Source organism: Burkholderia stabilis, from assembly GCF_001742165.1.
In the GTDB taxonomy this organism is placed as follows: Bacteria; Pseudomonadota; Gammaproteobacteria; order Burkholderiales; family Burkholderiaceae; genus Burkholderia; species Burkholderia stabilis.
This window is the reverse complement of record NZ_CP016442.1, coordinates 1789364-1810264: the sequence shown is the minus strand read 5'-3', so window position 1 is coordinate 1810264 and position 20901 is coordinate 1789364. Positions and strand designations below refer to the sequence as shown.

The following is a 20901-nucleotide window of genomic DNA, read 5'->3' as shown; positions in this document are numbered from 1 at the left end:
GACCAAGATGCAATCCCTGACGATTCGGTGCTGGGAATTCCGGCCAACGGGCCGGCTTCGGGTAAAATCGCATTTTACCGACCTTCTCGCATTCCCCCATGAATCCTCCGAAATCCGCTCCCGACGCTCAGGGTCTGTCCTATCGCGACGCTGGTGTCGACATCGACGCAGGCGACGCGCTCATCGACAAGATCAAGCCTTTTGCGAAGAAAACCCTGCGCGACGGCGTGCTCGGCGGTATCGGCGGGTTCGGCGCGCTGTTCGAAGTGCCGAAGAAGTACAAGGAGCCCGTGCTCGTGTCGGGCACCGACGGCGTGGGCACCAAGCTCAAGCTGGCGTTTCATCTGAACAAACACGACACGGTCGGCCAGGATCTCGTCGCGATGAGCGTGAACGACATCCTCGTGCAGGGCGCCGAGCCGCTGTTCTTCCTCGACTACTTCGCATGCGGCAAGCTCGACGTCGACACGGCCGCGACGGTCGTCAAGGGCATCGCGCAGGGCTGCGAACTGTCGGGCTGCGCGCTGATCGGCGGTGAAACGGCCGAAATGCCGGGTATGTACCCCGACGGCGAGTACGACCTGGCCGGCTTCGCGGTCGGCGCGGTCGAGAAGAGCAAGATCATCGACGGCAGCACGATCGCCGAAGGCGACGTGGTGCTGGGTCTCGCATCGAGCGGCATCCACTCGAACGGCTTCTCGCTCGTGCGCAAGATCATCGAGCGCGCGAATCCCGACCTGTCGGCCGATTTCCACGGCCGTTCGCTCGCCGACGCGCTGATGGCGCCGACGCGCATCTACGTGAAGCCGCTGCTCGCGCTGATGCAGAAGCTGTCGGTGAAGGGCATGGCGCACATCACGGGCGGCGGCCTGGTCGAGAACATTCCGCGCGTGCTGCGCGAAGGCCTCACCGCCGAGCTCGACCAGAACGCATGGCCGCTGCCGCCGCTGTTCAAGTGGCTGCAGGAGCACGGCGGCGTCGCCGATGCGGAAATGCACCGCGTGTTCAACTGCGGGATCGGCATGGCCGTGATCGTCTCGGCGGCCGATGCCGACGCAGCGATCGCCGACCTGACCGCCGCCGGCGAACAGGTGTGGAAGATCGGCACCGTGCGTGCGACCCGCGAAGGCGAGGCGCAGACGGTCGTGGTCTGACGCGCCACTCGCAGCAGATGCAGCAAGGAAAGCCGCCCGGAGTCGATCCGGGCGGCTTTTTTTTCGGGCGCCACGCGCGGCGCCGATGAAGGAGGGACGACGATGACCGAAGACGAACGCGCGATCCGCGAGCTCGTGGAAAACTGGTTCGTGTCGAGCCGGCGCGGCGATCTGGCGACCGTGCTCGACCTGATCGCCGACGACGCGATCTTCATGGTGGCCGGCAAGCCTCCGTTCGACAAGGCGGCGTTCGCCGCCGCATCGCGTGAAGCGAACGCGGCGGCGGAGCACGCGCCGAAGGTCGATGGCCGCTACCGGATCGACGAACTGCGCGTGATCGGCGACTGGGCGTACATGCGCAATTTCATCGAGATCGAGGCGACGCCGCCGGGTGGCGACACGATCCGCCGTTCGGGCCATACGCTGACGATCTTCCGCAAGGCCGACGGCCGCTGGCAGCTCGTGCGCGACGCGAATCTCGCGACGCTCGCGCACTGCGCGCGGCGGCGGCCGCCGTCGCTCAAGCGGACGGCCGCGGGGCGCCCGTCGGGCGCGCGCTGGCCAGCAGTGGCGGCACGAGCAGATAGAGCAGCGCGGCCCCGGCCCATACGAGCCCTGGCCACGTGGCGCGGGTCGCCGCATAGGTCGCGGTGATGACGAGCGGCCCCGCGACGCCGATCAGGCTGGCCACGCTCGCGAGCGTGCCCTGCAGTTCGCCCTGGCGCGCATCGTCCACCTGGCGCGCGAGCATCGCCTGCAACGCAGGCAGCGTCATGCCGCCCGCCGCGAACAGCGGCAGCAGCGCGAACGGCACCCACGCGGCCGTAGCGAACGCGATCATCGCAAGCCCGAGCGCATCGCCCGCGAGCCCCAGCGCGAGCGCGCGGCGCTCGCCGAGCCGCGCGATCAGCGGCCCGATCGCGAACGCCTGCGCGAGCGCATGGCATGCGCCGTAGCCCGCGAGCGAGAGCCCCGCGATCGGCGTCGACCAGCCGAAATGCTCCTGGCCGTAAAGAATCCACAGCGTCGCGGGCGCCTGCGACACCAGCGCCACGATCACGTAGATGCCGACCAGCGGCGCGAGCGCGGGCGCGCCGCTCAGCCGGCGCAGGCTCGCGAACGGGTTGAGCGCGGCAACCGCCCGGCCTTCGCGGGCCGAAGGCGGCCGCGATTCCGGCAGTACGCACCAGACGAGCACGAGATTGAGCGCATTGAGCAGCGCCGCCGCGACGAACGGCGCGCGCAGGTGCAGCGCGCCGAGCAGCCCGCCGATCAGCGGGCCCGCGATGAAGCCGATGCCCATCATTGCGCCGAGCTGGCCGAAACGCTTCGCACGGTCGGGTTCGGCCGTGACGTCGGTGACGTACGCGGTCGCGACCGCGATGTTCGCGCCGGTGATACCGGCGATCAGCCGCCCGACGTAAAGCCACGCGAGCGACGGCGCGAGCGCCATCAGCAGGTAATCGAGCGCGGCGCCTGCGAGCGACGCGAGCAGCACGGGCCGGCGGCCGAAACGGTCGCTCAGCGCGCCGAGCAGCGGCGCGCACAGGAACTGCGCGAACGCGTACAGCGCGAGCAGTATCCCGTAGTGGGTGTCGATGCTGCTCGCATCGGCGAGCGAGCGCAGCAACCCGGGCAGGATCGGCATCACGATCCCGACGCCGATCGCGTCGAGCAGCAACGTAGCCAGAATGGCAATGAGGGATGGATTCAAGAGTGTGACTCTATCGATGATAGAGTGGCGATTATTCCACAGTTTCCCTATCGGTGATAGAGATGAAGGACGCAGGTGCGCGGTTGACGCGCGACACGGTATTGCGCGCGGCGCTCGAACTGCTCGACGAGGTCGGCATCGACGGGCTGTCGACGCGCCGGCTCGCCGAGCGGCTCGGCGTGCAGTCGCCGACGCTTTACTGGCATTTCCGGAACAAGGCCGAGCTGCTCGACGCGATGGCCGAAGCGATCATGCTCGAGCGCCACGACGCGTCGCTGCCGCAGGAGGGCGAAGCATGGGATGCGTGGCTCGTCGAGAACGCGCGCAGTTTCCGCCGCGCGCTGCTGGCTTACCGCGACGGGGCACGCCTGCACGCCGGCACGCGGCCGCGCGACCTGCATTTCGGCTCGATCGAGCGCAAGATCGTGCTGCTCGGCGAGGCGGGTTTCGCACCGGACGAAGCGGTCGACGTGATGTATGCGATCGGCCGCTTCGTGGTCGGATGGGTGCTGGAAGAGCAGGCGGAGCCTGATGGCGAGGCCGATGCGCCGCTGCCCGACGCGGCCACGTATCCGCTGCTCGCGAAAGGCTGGGCCGCGCTGCGCGAGCGCGGTGGTGATGAAGCGTTCGAGCGCGGCGTCACGCTGATCGTCGATGGTGCGCGGGCGCGTCTGTCGGCGCGCAAGCCAGGCTGACGCGGCCGACGCGCGCGGCGTTCAGTCCGGCGTGCGGCCGTCGAGCACGCGTTCGAGCGCGTCGAGCGCGCGGGCCGTCGAGTCCGGCGCAATGCAGTCGACGACGATCCGCTCCGGCATCGCGCGCAGCCACGTGATCTGGCGCTTGCAGAGCTGGCGCGTCGCGAAGATGCCCTTGTCGCGCATGGTCCGGTAGTCGGTGTCGCCGTCGAGGAATTCCCACGCCTGACGGTAGCCGACGCAGCGCATCGACGGCAGGCCCGGATGAAGATCCTCGCGGCGTCGCAGCCGTTCGACTTCGTCGATGAAGCCCGCGTCGAGCATCGCGTCGAAGCGCTGCGCGATCCGAGCGTGCAGCACCGCGCGATCCGACGGCTCGAGCGCGACCGGTACGAAGCGGTACGCGGCGGCCGCATCGTCCGCGCGCGGCGGCGCGGCGAGCAGTGCCGACATCGGCTGCCCGCTCAGCATGAATATTTCGAGCGCACGCTGGATTCGCTGCGAATCGTTCGGCGCGAGCCGGACGGCCGTTTCGGGATCGACCTCGGCGAGCCGCGCATGGAGCGCGGGCCAGCCGTCGCGCGCGGCGTCGGCATCGAGCTTCGCGCGCACGTCCGGATCGGCAGACGGCAGGTCGTTGAGCCCTTGCGTCAGCGCCTTGTAGTACAGCATCGTGCCGCCCGCGAGCAGCGGCGTATGGCCGCGCGCGACGATCTCGCCGATCAGGCGCAACGTATCCGCGCGGAATTCGGCCGCCGAATATGCGTCGGCCGGGTCGATGATGTCGATCAGGTGGTGCGGCACGCTCGCGCGTTCGTCGCGTGACGGTTTCGCGGTGCCGATATCCATGTCGCGGTAGACGAGCGCCGAATCGACGCTGACGATCTCGATCGGGCGGCGCGCGGCGAGCGCCAGCGCCGCGGCCGTCTTGCCGGAGGCGGTGGGGCCGAGCAGGCAGGCGATCGTCGTCGGGCTGGACTGCGAAGAAGCGCTCATTGCCCGCGCATGAAGAGACGGTCGAGATCGTTCAGCGTGAGCTGATACCAGGTCGGCCGGCCGTGATTGCACTGGTCCGCGCGCTCGGTCGCCTCCATCTGGCGCAGCAGCGCGTTCATCTCGTCGAGCGTCAGGCGCCGGTTCGCGCGCACCGCGTGGTGGCACGCGAGCGTGCCGAGCAGTTCGTGCTGACGTTCGGTGAGCACGCGCGAGCCGCCGAACGCATGCAGGTCGGCGAGCACCGCGCGGGCGAGCGACTGCAAATCGGCATCTTTCAGCAGCGCCGGCACCGCACGGATCGCGAGCGTCGTCGGCGACAGCACCGCGAGATCGAAGCCGAGCGATTCGAGCGTGTCGCGCTCTTCCTCGACCGTGCCGATCTCGACCGGCGTCGCCGTCATCGATATCGGCAGCAACAGCGATTGCACGGCGACCGTGCGATCGGCGAGCGCGTTCTTGAACTGCTCGTACAGGATCCGCTCGTGCGCCGCGTGCATGTCGACGATCACGAGGCCGTACGCGTTCTGCGCGAGCACGTAGATGCCGTGGATCTGGCCGAGCGCGAAGCCGAGCGGCTGCTCGTCGTGCGCGGTGGCGGCGATCGGCGACGCGGCAAAGCCCGGCAGCGGCGCGACCGGCGCATCGGCCGAATCGCGGGCGACGACGGTCGTGCCGTCCGGCGTGCCGGCGCCCGTGTCCTTGCGGCCGAACAGCGCGTCGTAGAGCGCGAGCGGCTGCGCGACGGGCAGCGTGCCTTGCGTCATCCGCGCCTGGCGCATCCACGTGTTGCCCGCCGACGATCCGGACGACGACGGCGACGAGAAGCCGCTGCTGCCGATAGCGTTGCCCGGGCTCTGGCCGAGCGGCGTATCCAGGAACGACGCTGGGCCGCGCGGCGCGGGTTCGAGATGCGCGGCGTGGCCGCCCGCGGTGGTTTCCGGCGATGCGCCTGCGTGACGCGCAAGCGCGCGCTGGACCGCGTGGAACACGTACTGGTGGATCGAGCGCGAATCGCGGAAGCGCACTTCGATCTTCGACGGGTGCACGTTCACGTCGACGGCTTCGGGCGGCAGGTCGAGGAACAGCACGTACGACGGGTAGCGATCGCCGTGCAGCACGTCCTCATAGGCCGCGCGCACCGCGTGCGTCAGCAGCTTGTCGCGCACGAAACGGCCGTTGACGAAGAAATACTGCTGGTCGGCGCGCCCGCGGCTCGCGGTCGGCAGGCCTGCGCAACCGTAGACGGCGAGCGGGCCGGCCTGCTCGTCGAGCGGTAGGTGCGCGGTCGCGAAGCTGTCGCCGAGGATCTTCGCGACGCGCTGCGCGGGCTCGGTTGCGTTCCAGTGCTCGACGGCCTTGCCGTTGTGCAGCACCGAGATCGCGACGTCCGGCCGCGCGAGCGCCGCGCGGCGGATCATTTCCAGGCAGTGGCCGAACTCGGTCTGCTCGCTTTTCAGGAACTTGCGCCGCGCGGGCGTATTGAAGTACAGCTCGCGCACCTCGATCGTCGTGCCGGTCGAGCCGGCGGCGGGCGACAGCACGCCCGTCTGCGCATCGATCTTCATCGCGTGCGCGGCGTCGGCCGTCCGGCTCGTGATCGACATCTCGGCGACCGACGCGATCGAGGCGAGCGCTTCGCCACGGAACCCGAGCGTCGCAACCGCTTCGAGCTCCTCGAGCGAGCGGATCTTGCTGGTTGCGTGGCGCAGCAGCGCGAGCGGCAGCTCGTCGGGCGGAATCCCGCAGCCGTCGTCGGTGATCGAGATGCGCTTGACGCCGCCTTCTTCCAGCACGATGCGCAGCGTCGACGCGCCGGCATCCATCGCGTTCTCGAGCAGCTCCTTGACGACCGACGCAGGGCGTTCGACGACCTCGCCCGCGGCGATCTGGCTGATCAGCTGGTCGGGCAGGGGCAGGATCGCGCGCAGCGGGCGCGGAGCAGGGGCGGGCGCGGCGCCCGCGGCCGTTTCGGTGATATCGGACATGGCCGAATTATAGCGAGGCGGCGGATGCGTGCCGGGGCGGCGGACCGTTACGTTTTTTCACGGAGCCTTAAGGTAGTTTCGGTATGATGACTCCGTCGCGCTCGACGCCTTGGCCGGCGGGCGCTTCCGCCTTTTCCGGTCGTTCCGGCCCTTTCGTCCTTTCGCCTTCGAGGAATCGCATTTGGATACGCTGCTTCATTTCGTCAACCTTGTTCTGCATATCGACGCATTCCTCGGCGATTTCATCCGGCAGTACGGCGCATGGGTCTACCTCGTGCTGTTCCTGATCGTGTTCTGCGAGACGGGGCTCGTCGTGTTCCCGTTCCTGCCCGGCGATTCGCTGCTGTTCATCGGTGGCGCGTTCGCGGCGACGGGCGAAATGAACGTCGGCGTGCTGATCGTGCTGCTGCTCGTCGCGGCGATCTCCGGCAACACCGTCAACTACATGATCGGCCGCTGGGTCGGCCCGAAGGTGTTCAACACGCATATCCCGGTGCTGGAGCGCTTCCTCGATCGCGCGGCGCTGCAGAAGACCCACTCGTTCTATGACAAGCACGGCGGCAAGACGATCGTGCTCGCGCGCTTCATCCCGGTCGTGCGCACGTTCGCGCCGTTCGTCGCGGGCGCGTCGTCGATGAGTGTCGCGCGCTTCCAGCTCTTCAACGTGATCGGTGCGCTGGTGTGGGTGCTGCTGCTCGTGCTGCTCGGTTACTTCTTCGGCAACATCCCGTTCATTCGCCAGTACCTGAACGTGATCGTGCTGGTCGGGATCGGCGCGGCGATCGTGCCGGTCGCGCTCGGCGCCGTGTGGAAGCTCGTGCGCGGGCGGCAATCGGACAACGCGCAGAAGACGGGCGGGCGCTGAGCGGGGGCGCTTCTCTTCCTTTTCGTTGCAATAAAAAAGCGTGGCAATTTGAATTGGCACGCTTTTTTTTCGTCCGGTGCCGCTGTTACGCGTTGCGATGCGAGACCGGCGTTTCCGGTGTCGGGTATTGCGCGTCGCGGAACGTCTCGAGGATCACGCGGTTGGTGTCGCAGTACACCTGCCAGTAGTTTTCAGGTGCCGTGGACGGGCGCACGAACAGCAGCGGGCCTTCCGGCGTGAACTGGAACACGCCGACGTCCGGCGCCGGGTTGGTCAGCACGTTCGGGATCTGCTGGATCGACGTCTTCAGGCGGTTGATCGCGTCGACTGCATCGACGCCGTTCGCGATCTTCGCGGTCAGGTCGACGCGACGGTGCGACGTTGCGCTGTAGTTCGCGATGTTGTCCGAGAAGATCTTGTTGTTGCCGACGATCGTCACGATGTTGTCGGGCGTGATGATCGTCGTGCCGAACAGGCCGAGTTCCTTCACCGTGCCCGTGACGCCGCCCGCGTTGATCACGTCGCCGATCTTGAACGGGCGCAGCACCTGCATGAACACGCCGGCGGCGAAGTGCGCGAGCAGGCCGCCCCAGGCGGTGCCGATCGCGAGGCCGAGGCCGGCGAGCAGGGCGGCGAACGAAGTCGTTTGCACGCCGAAGACCTGCAGGATCGCGAGGATCAGCAGGACCGTCAGCAGCACGCCGACGACGGAGGTCAGGTAGTCGGTCAGCGTCGGGTCGACCTTGCCGCTGCGGCGGACGACCTTGCCGAGCAGGCGGGTGGCGATGTGGATCGCCCAGCGGCCGACGAACCACAATGCGATCGCGGCGAGGAGGTTGAGGCCGAAGTCGAGGCCGCGGGTCATCAGGAATTGCTGGGCGGTGGCGAGATCGATCATGCGTTCTCCGAAGTCAAGGGTGAAAAGGGCGGCGCATGCACCGGGTTGGGTGGCGCTTTTATAACCTGACCTGGGAGGGGCGGGCAACCCGCTTGACGTTGCTTGACGTAATGAGAAACGGGCAGGACGCGTGTGCGTGCTGCCCGTTGGGGGATGTTTGATCGAGAGCTGTGGCGGCGCGCGACCCGGGAATTACCGTTTTACGACGCCGTGCGGCCGTAGGTATCCTCGAAGCGGACGATGTCGTCCTCGCCGAGATAAGAGCCCGACTGGACTTCGATCAGTTCGAGCGGGATCTTGCCGGGGTTCGTCAGCCGGTGAGTCGTGCCGAGCGGGATATAGGTCGACTGGTTTTCGGTCAGCATGATTTCCTTGTCACCGTTCGTGACCATCGCCGTGCCCTTGACGACGACCCAGTGTTCGGCGCGGTGGTGGTGCATCTGCAGACTCAGCTGTGCGCCGGGATTCACGATGATGCGTTTGACCTGGAAGCGGTCGCCCTGGTCGATGCCTTCATAAGAACCCCACGGGCGCACGACGCGACGATGCGTGACCGATTCGTGGCGGCCCGACTCGTTCAGCCATTCGACGATTTTCTTGACGTCCTGGGCCTTGTCGCGATGTGCGACCAGCACGGCGTCGGCAGTTTCGACGATCACGATGTTGTCGAGGCCGAGGGCGGCAACCATGCGGTGTTCCGCGCGGATATACGAATTCTTGACGGAGTCCGTGAATATGTCGCCGACGCAGGCATTACCCGATGCATCGGTGTCCGCGATGTCCGCAAGTGCGCTCCACGACCCGATGTCGCTCCAGCCCAGATCGGTCGTTGCGACGACGGCCGCACGTTCGGTCCTTTCCATTACGGCGTAGTCGATCGAGACATTGGGACAGGCGGAGAACGCGTTGGCGTCGAGACGGAGAAAATCGTGGTCGTGCTTGGCCGACGCGAAGGCGAGTTCGACCTGATGGGCAATTTCCGGTGCATGGCGATGCAGTTCTTCCATGTACGTGGATGCCTTCAGCATGAACATGCCGCTGTTCCAGTAATACCCGCTGTCCTTGACAAAACGCTCGGCGGTTGCGGCATCGGGCTTTTCGACGAATGCATCGACCTTGAAGGCTTTTCTGCCGTCGGCAAGGGCGGGGCCGCGCCGGATATAACCGAACCCGGTATGCGCTTCCGTTGGCGTGATACCGAAGGTGACGAGATGCTTGTCTGCCGCGATTACCGCTGCCTCACTGGCTGCAGTGATGAACGCCGGCTCGTTGAGGATAACGTGGTCCGATGGCAGCACCAGCAGTAGTGCATCGGGCGAGTCGTGCATGGCGAGCAACGCGGCAATTGCAATGGCGGGTGCGGTATTGCGGCCGACGGGCTCGAGCACGATTGACGACGGAGTGATATTGACCTGACGCAGTTGTTCTGCGACCAGGAAACGCTGTTCGTTGTTGGTGACAACGATAGGTGCAGTTGTGTCCGGGATGTTGCGCAGGCGGAGCGCGGTTTGCTGGACCAGGGATCTATCGCCGGTCAGTTTCAGATACTGCTTGGGATAGCCGCCGCGCGACATGGGCCAAAGACGCGAGCCGCTGCCGCCGCACAGGATGACCGGATGAATGTTCATGGTGTGTGGTCCTGGATTTCACCGACTGAGGCACATGTTGCCGTGCGTTGCAAAGTCGACGACTTTTCGTCGATCTTGTGATTGCGCCGCGGGTCGCGAGAGTGGCGAGGCGGCATGGTCCGTACTTGATAGGCGGGACAGTTGGGCGGTGACGCGGCGATTGTCGCATAGACCGGCAGATCGCCCCGCGCCCGAGCGGATACACGCAACGTCGCGCTCGCTATGTCGAGCGACGTCCATGCCGGCCGTTCTGCCCGGATCGATGGCCCGTCCTGTTCTTTGGCCGTGTCGCCGAACGATCGCGTGGTCGTTTGGTGTTCAAGCCGGTACCGATCAGGCCGGGAGCAGACGGGTTCCGCATGGTCATGATTATCCTCATGCGGTTGTTTGCGATGGGTCGGCGGCACTATTTTCCGCATTGCCAGAGGAGATGGCGTAGGCAGCTTGCAATCCAGCGGAGTGCTTTCCGAAACGGCCGCAGGCGATCGCCGCGGATTCTCGCCAGCGGTCGCGCTGCGGGCGTTGCCAGTTGCCGGACAACGAACTCGGGCGACGCAAACATCCGGAGCGACCAGTCCCAATAGATCGGATAGCGCAGCAACACGCCGGCGGCCAGCATATCAAGGGAAAGTGTGCGTTTGCGCCAGGGTTGCTCGAGTGCATCGTGTGTCAGGCCCCATCCCGCGTAGAAGGGCAGACCATACGTATGCACGGTTTTTCCGCGGATCAGGGCGTCGAAGCCTGACAGTGATGAAAGCGTGTGGATCTCGTCGGCGATTTCTATCAGCGAGATCAGGTCGGAATCCTGTTCGATCAGGTCGGCGCACGCATCGACCTCGATCGCGCCTCGACGATTACCCGACAGCACATCCGGATGAGGCTTGTAGACGATGAAGGCGTCAGGACGTCTGGCGCGAACTTCGCGAAGAAGATCTTCCGCGGTCGTAATGCCGCGCGTACCGAGCCGGATGGAGGCATCGTCTGCTACCTGACCGGGTACGAGTACGACGCACTTGCCGAGGGGAGCGGACCATGCCGGTTTGCGGCGACCAAGGTTGTACTTGGTCAGGCCCAGGCGGGCGATTTCGCGGCGCAGCGCGTTCGCCCGGACGAGCTCGGCCTCGTCGAAGTTTGTTTCGTTCAGAATGGTCGTGAGATCGCTCGGCTGGCCAGGATCGAAATAAAGGCCGTTTCGATCGATGACCTGGCTGTATGGCGCCACATGATCCGAGCCGAGGCCGGTCGAATGCAGAAATCCATCTTCGATGCGGATGAGCCGTCTGCCGGGCGGCAAGTCGTTCGTGCTGCGTGCACCCCAGAATGCGGCGTGCTCACCTTCTCGCAGATGACTGGCCTGGCGAGTCCACCTCAGTGTTCCGCCGCCGGCCGTGAGGTAGGGCGTTGCAAACGGACGTTTCCACCATTGGAAGCGTACGCCGGCCACCTGCTGCAGATCGGAGAATCGACGGCGAACGCCGTTTTGCAATTCGATGGCGTCGAGTAGATCGTCCACGCGACCGGGTGCATGCGTGACGGGATTCAGGTAGCGAGCAAAGCGCAGAAAGACGACGTCGAACAATGCCGCGAGTGTGGGGCGCGCGTTGCGGCCAGGCAGCCGAACGGCATCGTCGGTTAGGCCCCAGCCGGCATAGTATGGCGCACCGAATGCATGGACTCGTGTCCCGGCCAGCAGTGCCTGCATTCCCTCGGAGGCGCTCACGGTGTAGACGTGGTCGACGTGCTCCAGCGCAGCGCATAACGATTCGTGCTCACCGAGGTGCTGCATGTCGGGGGGAGGATGTCGGCCGCGGACGTCGATAGCCAAATGCCGGAGCCACTGTCTCTGGTGCGGGCAAGCCAAAACTTGGCACCTGGATGAGCGGTACGCGCAGCACGGATCATCCGCTCGAACGCGCTACGGTTGTTGCTCGTCGCAATCGCGCCGATCCCTTGTGAATATTGGCGCTCATCGATCAGCAGTACTCGGATTTCGTCGGGCTGTCGAGGTGGCGCACGGAATTCGGACACGCCGTCGCGGCCTCGTATGGCGTGATTGAGGAGGACGCGCTTCATCAACTCACCGACGGCCGCCGCAGTCCCCGCCGCGCGGTCTTGCTCAAGTGCCGTATCGAGCGCTTGAACGAATGCATCCGGTCCGACACGGGTGACCGGTACGACGAACCATGAGAGCAGCGGCGTCCCGGCCGGTACTTCCGCCCAGATCGGGCCGGGCAATGCTGCATGAGTCTGGGCGCCGCATGCGCGCGCGACGCTCAATGCGATTCGTCCGATTTTCCGGTCTATCCAAATGTACTCACGGCCGTTGTCCGACGAGTGTCTTGGTCGCTGCCTGCGTGCGATGCCAACCGGACTCGGTACGATATCCGACCAGTTCAGACGCGATGCCGTTGGGCGGGTCATTTAGTGCAACGTGTCGAGAAAAGCATCGACGCGTTCGAAGTGGTCGGCCCACGTCGGCTCGCGGAAGTGCTCGATTCGGGCGAGTTGCGCCGTGCGTTCGGGACTGTCGACTCGTGCGTAATTGCGGATGCTGGCAGCCCAGCCCGGACCGTCGAGCGGATCGAGGTAATCGGGGATTTCCGCTGCGACTTCCCGAAACACGTCCAGGTTGCTTGCAAGCACGGGCACGCCGTGCCCCAGCGCTTCGACAAGCGGCATCCCGTAACCCTCGACAAACGAAGGGAAGAGAAGTGCGCGCGCATGCTGCAACCAGGCGTAAAGACGCTCGTCGGAGCAGTTGGCCTCTTCAATTACGGTGCCGGGCAGGCTTGCGCAACGTTCCAGCATGTCGATCACATTCTCGCATTCCCAACCCCGACGCCCGATCACGACCAGTTTCGGTGCGGCGGCCCCTAGCTGCTCGATCAGACGCCGCCAGACATGCAGGATGAACCAGTGATTTTTGCGCGGCTCGATTGTGCCGAGCATCACGAAGTAGGGGGCATCGAGCAGGCGCTGGCGAGGTGGCTGCGGCTCAACGCCCGAAGCGAGGTGCGCGATCGTGCACGGTGGCAGTGGCAACGTTGTCCGGGCCGCTTCTGCCGCGAGCGACTCCAGCGTCGATCTGGAATTGGTGATGAGGCCGCTGGCGTACGCCAGTGCCGTATGAATTCGCCGCCGGTGCGTGTGTTCGACTCCTGGCCGAGTATATTCGGCATGAGTCAGCGGGATTAGATCGTGGATAAGAAATACGGATTTAATACTGCGGCTTGCTAATTTTTTGTAATAGCGCGGGAATTCCATTCCGCTGTGGCTTGTGTGCAACAGCGCGCCATTTTGAATTCTTGCGTTGTAGCTTGATTTCAGGCAAGTGCGCGCAATGAGGCTGCGTATCGCATTTTTGTTACGTACCGATGACGTAAGCCACTCGAAAATAAGCGCCGAATCTTTTTCCGTCAAAGTGACGAAAAAGCCACGCTCGCTGAGTACCGCGCGCGCTCGGCTGCCGTAGTGCCGAATGTACTCCAGCCCGACGCGGTCTACTCCTGTCGGCAGCAGACCCTGGTAAAGGCGGGTAACGAGACGCGTGACGTCTAGGTAGATGGTTGACAAGCGCGAACTTCGGGGCGTGCGATGGTTAATTAAGGATGCGCTGATTCGGGGCGCGCGTTGACAATAGGCGCGTTTTTTGGTGCGCCAGCTTGCTTGGGTAAATTTTATCGCGGGCGCTCAGTCTACCGGAAGTTATGCGACAATGCGCGAGCTCATAGGTTCAGCAACTATAAATAATGTCGCGTCCATTCTGCAAAATGTTTTTGATCGCGTGTGTCATGGGCGCGGTCACGCTTGCCGGTTGTTCAAGTATTCCTACGTCGGGAGCCAGTGGCGCACAAATCGCTCGGGCGTCGGAGAGCCCATCCGGGATTCAGGTCGTCGATGTGACGGAGGATGTCGCGCGTCAGCTGTTTGCTGATCGAAATACGGCGGACTTCGTGACTGCGCTGGGCGGCGGTGCATCGTTTCGGCAGCAGTTGGGCGTCGGCGACACGATTCAAGTGTCGATTTGGGAGGCCCCGCCCGCCACGCTTTTTGGTGCGGCTCAGTCGGAGGGGAGTGCGGGGCCGGCGAACGCGCGCGTGACGGTGCTCCCTGATCAGGCTATCGATGGCGACGGCAATGTCAATGTCCCGTTTGCAGGACAGATCAAGGCAGTCGGTCGCTCGCCGGCTCAGTTGGCGCGTGAAATTGCAGCGCGGCTGAAAGGCATGGCGCACGATCCGCAAGTACTGGTGAAGCTCGCGCGCAACGAGACATCGTATGTGACGGTTGTGGGCGATGTGACGGAAAACTCCCGCATGGCGCTGACTGCTCGGGGGGAGCGCCTCCTTGATGCGCTGGCGAGTGCGGGCGGTGCGAAACACCCGGTCGACAAAGTTACGATCCAGGTTACCCGCGGCAAGACGGTGGCCTCGTTGCCGCTCGACATGGTTATCCGTGATCCGCGGCAGAACGTTCCGCTGCATGCGGGCGATGTGGTCACCGTATTGTTTCAGCCGTATAGCTTCACGGTGCTCGGCGCGACGGGCAAAAATGACGAAATCAATTTCGAAGCGAAGGGGATTACGCTTGCGCAAGCCCTTGCGCGCGCTGGCGGCTTGCAGGATTCCCGTGCCGATGCACAAGGTGTGTTCATCTTCCGGCTTGAAGATGCCAAGGCGCTGAAATGGCCGACGACTCCTGTGCGTACGACGGCAGACGGAAAGGTGCCTGTCGTGTATCGCGTGAACCTTCGCGATCCGAATTCGTTTTTCGTGGCACAAAGCTTCATGGTTGACAACAGCGATCTGTTGTATGTCTCGAACGCCCCGATTGCCGAGCTTCAAAAATTCTTGAATGTTGTGTTCTCCGTGGCGTATCCGGTGATTACCGGTGTTCAGACAGTCAGGTACTGATTGCGGCGCTGCAGGTGATGGTTGCCGTTGCCGACGGTAAGGGCATGTGTTCGTTGTTTCAGGTGGTGATCGAGTAACACTATGAATGGCGTTGCATTCGCTGACTTCTTTTCGGGTAATGACTTGCCGATGCTGGAATCGGTCATTGCTGTTTCGAACCCGCAAGCGGCGCTTGCTCGTGCCAGGGAGCGTTACTCGGACTGTTCGCCAGCGGTGGATACGCCGACTGCTCTGGGATATGTATTCAACACGTGGCGTTTCCTGCTCGAGACTGGCGACGGCCAAGTGCGCCTACGTATTCAATCGGCATTTGAAGGTACCGACCTTGAGCATCGTCAGCTCGTCTTGAGATATCTGCTGACCGACGCGCGTGCATCGGCCATTTCCGTCGACGAATTGCGGCCCGCGTCATCGCCTCAACCTGTTGATGCGGCGGATCTGGTTGACGGTCCCAATTCCGCATTGCCGAAACGTGTGGCAATGGAGAGTTTCGATGTTCCCGCGCAGGAATCGCCATGGTTCTGGCGCGTATGGACAATCGGGCGGCTGAAGCTGACTCCGCTGTTTCTGGCGACGGTTGTGCTCCCGACTGCGATTGCTACCATCTACTATGGCTTGATTGCTTCGGATGTCTACATCTCCGAATCGCAATTTATCCTGCGCACACCAAAGCGATCGAGCGAACCGGGTTTGGGGGCGCTGCTTCAAGGCGTTTCCCTGTCGAAGACCAGTGACGACTCCAGTGTCGTCCAGGATTACATAAAGTCGCGAGACGCACTCGTCGTTCTCGAGAAGAAAATGCCTCTCAAAGATGCATTTGGCGGCCGCTATGCCGATATTTTCAGTCGATTCCCGGGGATAATCGGGCGCGACGGATTTGAGTATTTCTATCGATACTTCAAGAATCATGTTGCCGTCGACGCAGGGACTGCAACTGCGGTAACTACGCTGCGCGTTCAAGCCTATACATCGAAAGACGCATATCAGATCAACAAGAATCTGCTTGAAATGGCGGAGAAGCGGGTCAACGAGCTGAACGATCGCTCACGTCAAGACTCGCTCCGTTACGCTCTGGCGGAGGTTGCGGGGGCGGAAACCAAAGTCAAGGCTGCGTCGATTGCACTGTCGAAATTCCGGAGCAAGGCTAGCCTGTTCGATCCGGATCGACAATCCAATATCCAGCTGGAACTCATTGCGAAGTTGCGGAGCGAGCTCATCGCCAAGCAGGCGCAACTGACGCAATTGCGCATGCTCAGCCCGCAGAATCCCCAGATTCCGAGCCTGACCGCATCCATTGGTGCATTGGAAGCATCGATTGCAAGCGAAAAAGGCGGAGTGGCCGGAGAGAAAAATTCGTTGTCGGATCGTTCTGTCGAGTATCAGCGGCTGGCTTTGGAGCAGTCGTTCGGGGAGAAGCTGCTTGCCTCGGCGCTGACTTCATTGGAGCAAGCCAGGGCAGATGCGGAACGAAAGCAAATCTATTTGGAGCGGGTGGCGGAACCGAACGAGCCGGACGTGGCAATGGAGCCCAAGCGTGCCCGTAACATCTTCGCCTGCTTCATTCTCGGGCTCGCGGCCTGGGGCGTGTTGAGCATGCTGGTGGCGGGTATTCGGGAACATCAGGAATAACGCACCATGGCAAATTTCGGCCGATCGTTGGCGGTTCAGCGAAGAGTGATATTCGCGTTGCTGATGCGGGAAGTGCTGACTAGGTATGGACGTCACAACATCGGATTCTTATGGCTGTTTGTCGAGCCGATGATTTTTACGGTCGGGATTACCATCCTCTGGAATGCGACAGGAGCAACTCACGGATCGAATCTCCCGATTTCGGCGTTTGCTCTGACCGGATATTCGACGGTTCTGCTCTGGAGAAACATGCCGGGGCGATGCAGCATGGCGGTCACGCCGAATTTGGCGCTGATGTATCACCGAAATGTCAAAGTCATTGACATCTTCATTGCTCGTATTTTGTTGGAAGTGGTTGGTAATACCGCATCCTTTTTTGTGCTGATGATTACGTTTCATGCGCTGGGTCTTGTTAACTACCCCGAAGATATTCTCGAGGTGATGTTTGCATGGGTCATGATTATCTGGTTTGGCGCATCGCTGGGTTTTATCATCGGGGCATTGAGCGAGAAAACGGAACTCATCGAGAAGCTTTGGCATCCGGTTACCTATCTGATGTTTCCGCTATCGGGCGCCATCTTCATGGTGGACTGGCTTTCGCCGGCATTTCAAAAAATCGTCCTGTGGTTGCCCATGGTGCACGGAGTCGAAATGCTTCGCGAGGGCTACTTCGGTAGTCTCGTCGCAGCGCATTATGATATCGGGTATATGGCTTGCTCTTGCCTGGCCATGTCGCTGATTGGTCTTGCGTTGGTTCGCGACGTGGGGCGTGAGGTCACGCCAGAATGATTCGACTTTCCCAGGTCAGGAAAACGTATCAGACAAAATCCGGGCCGCGTACGGTTCTTGATGGCGTTGACGTTGATATAGCAAGTGGAGAAAAGATCGGCATTCTCGGAGGAAATGGAGCGGGGAAGTCAACGCTGATTCGTATCATCAGTGGGGCTGAGAGGCCGACCTCGGGGCGCGTACACAGAGGGATGAGCGTTTCATGGCCTCTGGCATTTGGCGGTGCATTCCAGACGTCGCTCACGGGTATCGATAACCTGCGATTTATATGCCGGATCTATGATGTCTCGGTCGAGGACAAGCTCCCTTTTGTGCACGAATTCACCGAGCTTGGACGATACCTTAATGAGCCGGTCAAAACATATTCGGCGGGGATGCGGGCCAAGCTTGCCTTTGCTATTTCGATGGCAGTGGATTTTGATTGTTTCCTCATCGACGAAGTCACGGCTGTCGGGGATGAGCGCTTTCGTCAGAAATGCCATGTGGAATTGTTCGAGAAACGCAATTCAAGAGCAATGATTTTTGTTTCTCATGATCCGGGATTCATCAGGGCTAACTGCCAGAGGGCAACGGTCCTGCATAGAGGGAAGCTGTATGAGTTCCCGGAAATGGATGAGGCATATCATTTTTATCGAGAAATGCAGCGCGTATAAAGCGGCAAATCTGCCGGCAAAGAAGAGTTGCGATGAAGAACAAAGTGCGTGTATTGGTTGAGCTTCGACCCGCGCTTGACGGGTATTCGGGTATTCCGCAGGAAACGCGCTTGCTGTTTCGTACGCTGCTGGGCCTGAAAAAGATGGCCGTGACTGGCTTGCTCCAGCAGGGTGGCCGCGATATTACGGCGAAGATGGTGCATGCCGAAGAGTCGGGCCGCCCTGCTGCTCAGATTCGTGCGATGTCGAAGATCGTTGTGTCATTTACCGACGATGGGCGTAGAGGGGTTGCTGGAGTAATTTCGCGCGCCATTAATACCGTGATCCGCGGAATTTCGCTGCGAGTATCCGTTATTTTTGGCTCTTCCGAGAAGCTTGGATTTTTCGCTCCGACGGAATTTGAAGACTTTGTCTGGCGCCGCTTTTTCGCAAAAACCCTTCCGGTTGACGATCGCCCTCACGTTCTGGCTGCGCAATATCGTATATTGCCGCTTGCAATGGCGACGCTGCATCGTCTCAAGATTTCAATGTCCGGATTGCTGTCGGTCAAGCGATTCAAAAAAATAGAAACCCGGGATTTCGATGTGTTTATTTCGCAAACCCCATTCCCGGGTGTTTTATCTTATAATACAAAATTAATTGTAAGGTATCACGATGCGATACCGATTTTTCTTCCGCATACGATCAAAGATCGGGCTTTTCATCATGGGGCTCACTACGATGCACTCGCGCGCAATGTTCGCTCGGGTGCCTATTTTGCGTGTGTCTCGGCTGCGACCAGAAGTGACCTGTTGAAGGTATTTCCGGAAGTCGAGGATCGTGCGGTTGTTATTCATAATACCGTCTCGCCGATATATAACGAAGTCGATTCTCCTAGGGCGTTGGTCAAGGATATCGTGTCTTCTCGCTTGTTTCGGCCGCTTGCGAAGAAATACAAGGCGCTCAGTAGTGGTCAGGTCGACGTTTTTACGCGAAATCGATTGGTTTCCGATCAGCAGGATTTCGAATACCTGCTGATGGTATCAACGGTCGAGCCACGGAAAAATCATGCTTCGCTCGTTGCCGCCTGGGAATTGCTTCGATCCCGGCACAACGAAACGTTGAAGCTCGTCCTGGTCGGAGATCTCGGATGGGACTACGCTGAATTCGTTGACGCGATAGTGCCGTGGGTCGAGAAGGGGGAGTTGTTCTTGCTGAGTAACGTAGCGGCCTCGGATTTGCGAGACCTCTACAAGCACGCGACCGTGACGGTTTGTCCGAGTTACGCGGAAGGTTTTGATTATTCCGGCGTGGAATCGATGATGAGTGGTGGTGTCGTTGCTGCATCCGATATCCCGGTGCATCGGGAGGTCTATGAAGATGCCTGCATCTACTTCAACCCTTATTCTGTCGAATCAATTGTTGGCGGAATACGAGAGGCAATTGCGTTGCGCAACGCTGCGGACACATTTGCCGAGTACCGTCAATGCGCGAAGCGAATTTCGGCCCGCTACACGGCTGAGGCCATTTCGCCTCGTTGGGACGAGTTTATACAAAGCGTTGGTTCGGCCCCTTGAGGTTCGAGAAGGCAATGGCATATGCGTGAGCGCACTGTAGATTATTCGTTTCGTGGCACGGCTCGCAGTCGGGAGCGGCTGTCGGGCCAGATGGTGTTTCATCACATTCCTAAAACAGCGGGATCGTCGTTCAACCAGATACTCCGTACGCTCTATCGTGACGACGAGGTATGCAATGCGGCGTTGGATTACGAACTCGACGAGGCGATGGCCGATGAAGCGCGTCGCTACGGACTCTTTGTCGGGCATTTCAGTTTTGATGCGTTGCGCCGACATTTCGGTGATGCAACGCGCTTGACTTTTCTCCGTGATCCGGTGCAGCGCTGTATTTCGCAATACCACAACTGGCATGATTCTTCGCGTTATGCGGATGCCTGGGTCGGACGCAATGAGACCAACCCGGATGTGATTGACGCGCTGAAGATGGCGTCCGAGATGTCGCTGTGCGAGTTCGTGAGTTCGGATAATCTGGTGATTTCCGATAGCGCGCAAAACATGATGACGCGCTACCTTGCGCCTCGTGCCGATTGGAAGAAGGAGCGTGGATACTATGACGCTGCGCTCGTCGCAGAGGCCAAGCGCAACCTTGTCGAGTATTTCCATTTCTTCGGTCTGACCGAACAATTCGACCGTTCTTTGTTGATTCTTGCGCATACGCTTGGTATTCGCCCATGGGAGCGGAGCGAGACGCTGCTGACTAATCGAAATCCGAAGAAAACTTCGTTTAGCAGCGGCTACAATACCACGTCTGAAGAAGCCGGCATCCTGCGCGATTACAACTTGATGGATATCGAGTTGTACGAATTTGCAGTCAAGGAATTCAATCGCCGTTTCGACGTGAGCTACCAGAGGCTTGTCGAGTGCGCCTTTGAGTATCTTGCCGACAAGGACACGCGCGACATTGGCAATGCTGGCGATTTCCACGTGTTCGACATGACGACCGCAGTCGGCGCCCGCGGTTTGCATTTCCTCGAATCCACCCGGCTGCCATGCGGCACGGATGTTCTCGGGCGTTGGACAGGGTTGGAACCTCGGGCCGTGTGGGAGATTCCGCTTCGCGCAGGGCGTGACAGCCACGTTGTGATCGAGGTCGACTATATCGATAGCGTATCGCATGAGGCACTGACGCCGGGGCACTTCACTTTAAACGACATGTCGGCTGTGCAGCACGCCTTCAGCACGGAGGGCTCGGTCCAACGTCTGCGCCTCGTTTTTCCCGTTGGCGCCACGTTTGCCGGCAGGATGTTGCACACGATGAAATTGGCTACTCCGCTTGTGCGGGCGGAAGATGGGACGCGCGACGTCGGCGTGCTTCTATTGCGCTTGCAGTCTTACAGCGTTTAGGTAAAAGAAATGATAAAAATCGTGATAGACCAGGATGTTGAGGGTTCCGAGGCAGTGGCCTCCTATCTTGCCGGTCGCATAA

15 protein-coding genes and 2 pseudogenes are annotated in these 20901 nt (G+C 61.6%); 10 read left to right on the top strand and 7 right to left on the bottom strand.

Annotated elements, in window-relative coordinates; all coding sequences use genetic code 11:
- Nucleotides 1-98: 98 nt before the first annotated feature.
- Together purM and BBJ41_RS38710 are read left to right on the top strand one after the other, a co-directional pair.
- Complete coding sequence (gene purM / locus BBJ41_RS08450) at nucleotides 99-1154, top strand: phosphoribosylformylglycinamidine cyclo-ligase (RefSeq protein WP_006484927.1); 1056 nt, start codon at nucleotides 99-101, stop codon at nucleotides 1152-1154.
- A gap of 102 nt (nucleotides 1155-1256) precedes the next feature.
- Nucleotides 1257-1646: pseudogene (locus tag BBJ41_RS38710) on the top strand (YybH family protein); the annotation flags it as partial.
- Between the two features lie 28 nt (nucleotides 1647-1674).
- On the opposite strand, the gene tet reads toward BBJ41_RS38710, so the two are convergent.
- On the bottom strand, nucleotides 1675-2868 hold the full coding sequence (gene tet / locus BBJ41_RS08440) for a Tet(A)/Tet(B)/Tet(C) family tetracycline efflux MFS transporter (protein ID WP_069746124.1): 1194 nt from the start codon (nucleotides 2866-2868) through the stop codon (nucleotides 1675-1677).
- A 62-nt stretch (nucleotides 2869-2930) separates the two neighbouring features.
- On the opposite strand from tet, the gene tetR reads away from it, so the two are divergent.
- Nucleotides 2931-3563, top strand: coding sequence for a tetracycline resistance transcriptional repressor TetR (tetR, locus tag BBJ41_RS08435; RefSeq protein ID WP_069746123.1), 633 nt, complete (start codon nucleotides 2931-2933; stop codon nucleotides 3561-3563).
- 21 nt (nucleotides 3564-3584) lie between these two features.
- Here tetR and miaA read toward each other — a convergent pair whose 3' ends face one another.
- On the bottom strand, nucleotides 3585-4559 hold the full coding sequence (miaA, locus tag BBJ41_RS08430; protein ID WP_069746122.1) for a tRNA (adenosine(37)-N6)-dimethylallyltransferase MiaA: 975 nt from the start codon (nucleotides 4557-4559) through the stop codon (nucleotides 3585-3587).
- The gene (gene mutL / locus BBJ41_RS08425; protein WP_069746121.1) at nucleotides 4556-6544 is read right to left on the bottom strand and encodes a DNA mismatch repair endonuclease MutL; all 1989 of its coding nucleotides are present in this window, start codon (nucleotides 6542-6544) and stop codon (nucleotides 4556-4558) included. The genes miaA and mutL overlap by 4 nt, the downstream gene beginning before the upstream one ends.
- A gap of 181 nt (nucleotides 6545-6725) precedes the next feature.
- On the opposite strand from mutL, the gene BBJ41_RS08420 reads away from it, so the two are divergent.
- Entirely contained in the window at nucleotides 6726-7409 is a 684-nt protein-coding gene (locus tag BBJ41_RS08420; RefSeq protein ID WP_069746120.1) for a DedA family protein, read from the top strand.
- A gap of 85 nt (nucleotides 7410-7494) precedes the next feature.
- Here the strand turns inward: BBJ41_RS08420 and BBJ41_RS08415 are convergent, their stop codons facing one another.
- From BBJ41_RS08415 to BBJ41_RS08400, 4 genes and pseudogenes are all read right to left on the bottom strand, one after another.
- Nucleotides 7495-8307: a mechanosensitive ion channel family protein gene (locus BBJ41_RS08415; protein ID WP_069746119.1), complete on the bottom strand. Its 813-nt coding sequence runs from the start codon at nucleotides 8305-8307 to the stop codon at nucleotides 7495-7497.
- A gap of 200 nt (nucleotides 8308-8507) precedes the next feature.
- A complete protein-coding gene (locus BBJ41_RS08410) occupies nucleotides 8508-9935 on the bottom strand; it encodes a mannose-1-phosphate guanylyltransferase/mannose-6-phosphate isomerase (protein ID WP_069746118.1) in 1428 nt (475 codons plus the stop codon).
- 406 nt (nucleotides 9936-10341) lie between these two features.
- A pseudogene (locus tag BBJ41_RS08405) lies at nucleotides 10342-12356 on the bottom strand (capsular polysaccharide biosynthesis protein).
- Nucleotides 12357-13508, bottom strand: a complete 1152-nt coding sequence (locus BBJ41_RS08400) for a glycosyltransferase family 4 protein (RefSeq protein ID WP_069746117.1) — start codon at nucleotides 13506-13508, stop codon at nucleotides 12357-12359.
- A gap of 176 nt (nucleotides 13509-13684) precedes the next feature.
- Between BBJ41_RS08400 and BBJ41_RS08395 the strand changes: the two genes are divergently transcribed.
- From BBJ41_RS08395 to BBJ41_RS08370, 6 genes are all read left to right on the top strand, one after another.
- Nucleotides 13685-14848 carry a polysaccharide biosynthesis/export family protein gene (locus tag BBJ41_RS08395; RefSeq protein WP_069746116.1) on the top strand — a complete coding sequence of 388 codons (1164 nt, stop codon included), beginning with the start codon at nucleotides 13685-13687 and terminating at the stop codon, nucleotides 14846-14848.
- 81 nt (nucleotides 14849-14929) lie between these two features.
- A complete protein-coding gene (locus BBJ41_RS08390; protein ID WP_069746115.1) occupies nucleotides 14930-16477 on the top strand; it encodes a KpsE/RkpR family capsule polysaccharide export protein in 1548 nt (515 codons plus the stop codon).
- 6 nt (nucleotides 16478-16483) lie between these two features.
- A complete protein-coding gene (locus BBJ41_RS08385) occupies nucleotides 16484-17266 on the top strand; it encodes an ABC transporter permease (RefSeq protein WP_059675579.1) in 783 nt (260 codons plus the stop codon).
- Nucleotides 17263-17919 (top strand): ABC transporter ATP-binding protein, encoded by a 657-nt coding sequence (locus BBJ41_RS08380; protein WP_069746114.1) that lies wholly within the window; start codon nucleotides 17263-17265, stop codon nucleotides 17917-17919. Before BBJ41_RS08385 ends, BBJ41_RS08380 begins: the two co-directional genes overlap by 4 nt.
- A 32-nt stretch (nucleotides 17920-17951) precedes the next feature.
- Nucleotides 17952-19475 (top strand): glycosyltransferase family 4 protein, encoded by a 1524-nt coding sequence (locus BBJ41_RS08375; RefSeq protein ID WP_069746113.1) that lies wholly within the window; start codon nucleotides 17952-17954, stop codon nucleotides 19473-19475.
- A gap of 21 nt (nucleotides 19476-19496) precedes the next feature.
- On the top strand, nucleotides 19497-20819 hold the full coding sequence (locus tag BBJ41_RS08370; protein WP_069746112.1) for a sulfotransferase family 2 domain-containing protein: 1323 nt from the start codon (nucleotides 19497-19499) through the stop codon (nucleotides 20817-20819).
- The last annotated feature ends 82 nt before the right edge of the window (nucleotides 20820-20901 follow it).